Annotated in this window: 1 protein-coding gene; it reads left to right on the top strand. The window is 31.1% G+C overall.

Annotation, left to right across the window (positions count from 1 at the left end):
• The first annotated feature begins 421 nt into the window (after nt 1-421).
• Nucleotides 422-1,351 (top strand): DMT family transporter, encoded by a 930-nt coding sequence (locus ABH961_RS30015; RefSeq protein WP_142330344.1) that lies wholly within the window; start codon nt 422-424, stop codon nt 1,349-1,351.
• Nucleotides 1,352-1,659 lie beyond the last annotated feature (308 nt).

Raw genomic sequence — 1,659 nt, 5'->3', positions numbered from 1 at the left:
TGGTAGTTGGGACCTTGTCCCTGTGAGAGTAGGACGTCGCCAAGCAAAAACCTAAGTCGATTCGACTTAGGTTTTTTTGTATTTATTTTTATTTACTAAATGTCATAATCCATAAATTGAATGACGCTAAAGAAGAAAAAAGATGAAATAGAGACTGTTTAAAATGAATTTTGAACGATAATGCCATAAAAGATAATAAAGTAATACATTTAAATGTTAGGTTAAGGTAAGAATTACCTTTTTGTATTAATTGAGTCGTGGAATGACTAAAATATTTTACTTTTTATATGAAACCGTTATGTGGAAAATAGCTATTTAGTTGTTTTTCACATAACGGTTTTTCATTTTTAAAGGATTTTACATAAGAAAAAATCTATAATTAAGATAGTTAACATATATTTTTTGATGGGTGTGGGGGATTATGAAAGAAATATGCATGTTATTAGTGGCTGTTATATTATGGGGGACAGCCATTGCGCCAACAAAGTGGGCATTAGAATCTATTCAGCCATTTACTTTGTTATTTATTCGCCTTTTCTTAGCTGGTGGAATCTGTTTACTATTCTCATTTAAACAATTAAAAAGATCAGTTGTACATAAACAGGTCCCGTGGAAAAGAATGAGTTTACTATCTTTTACTGGCGTATCTGGGTACTTTATGTTCACATCCTACGGTATTTCTTTAACAAGTGGATTGCATGTTAGTATTATTGATGCTGCTTTACCTTTAGTTACAATTCTTTTTTCGGCGTTCTTTTTGAAAGAAAAAATTCGGCTTAATTATTGGATCGGTATTGTATTGGGGGCTATCGGAGTACTTCTTATTACAATTCCATCTAGTAATGTCGATCAAGAAGTATCTTTAATAGGAGATATCCTTATTTTATTAAGTACGTTCTTATTTGCTTTCTATACAGTATTGCTGAAACGACCAAAACAAGAACAGTATCTATCAAACAAGGTTTTTACAACATTAACTTTAATTATTGGAGCTGTTATTCTATTACCATTTGCAATGGCAGAAACTTTTTATTATGGTTTTCCAAAAATCGAAACATGGAAGACAGGGGTTAGTGTAATATATCTTGTTATTGGGGCAACAATTTTAGCGTATTGGTTTTGGAATAGAGCATTAGAGACAGTCTCGGCATCAGTAAGTGGATTATATTTAAATGCGTTACCGTTAATAAGTATAGTTGCTTCAATTGTTCTATTAAATGAATCTTTAACGTGGAGAATAGGAATAGGTGGCAGCTTAGTTTTATTTGGAGTGATATGGGCGGATAAACGTAAACTAATTGATTTATTTATATCAGACGATCAAAATATTAAAGAGAATGAAGAATGTTAAAGTTTATAAGAGCATGTATATAATGTTTAATGGAAAGGACGCTTTGTATGTAATAGGATGTCCTTTTCATTATTTTCATTGAATGAGAGGAATTAAATAACTGAAACTAATAATAAAAATAACTTTGGAATTATTTTTATTATTAATTGAATAAAAGGTGTTGACGATTAGGCTATAGAGGTGTAATATAGAACAAGTCGCCGATGCAATAAAGCAGAACACGGCAAACGAAATGAAAAACTTAGTTGACATTGAAAGTTGAAAATGTTAACATAAGGGAGTCGCAAATGAGCGACCGAGTAGTTCTT

This window comes from Bacillus sp. RC251, assembly GCF_044908765.1.
Classification (GTDB): domain Bacteria; phylum Bacillota; class Bacilli; order Bacillales; family Bacillaceae_G; genus Bacillus_A; species Bacillus_A wiedmannii.
The sequence above is the reverse complement of the archived record's forward strand: the minus strand, read 5'-3'. Positions and strand labels throughout refer to the sequence as shown.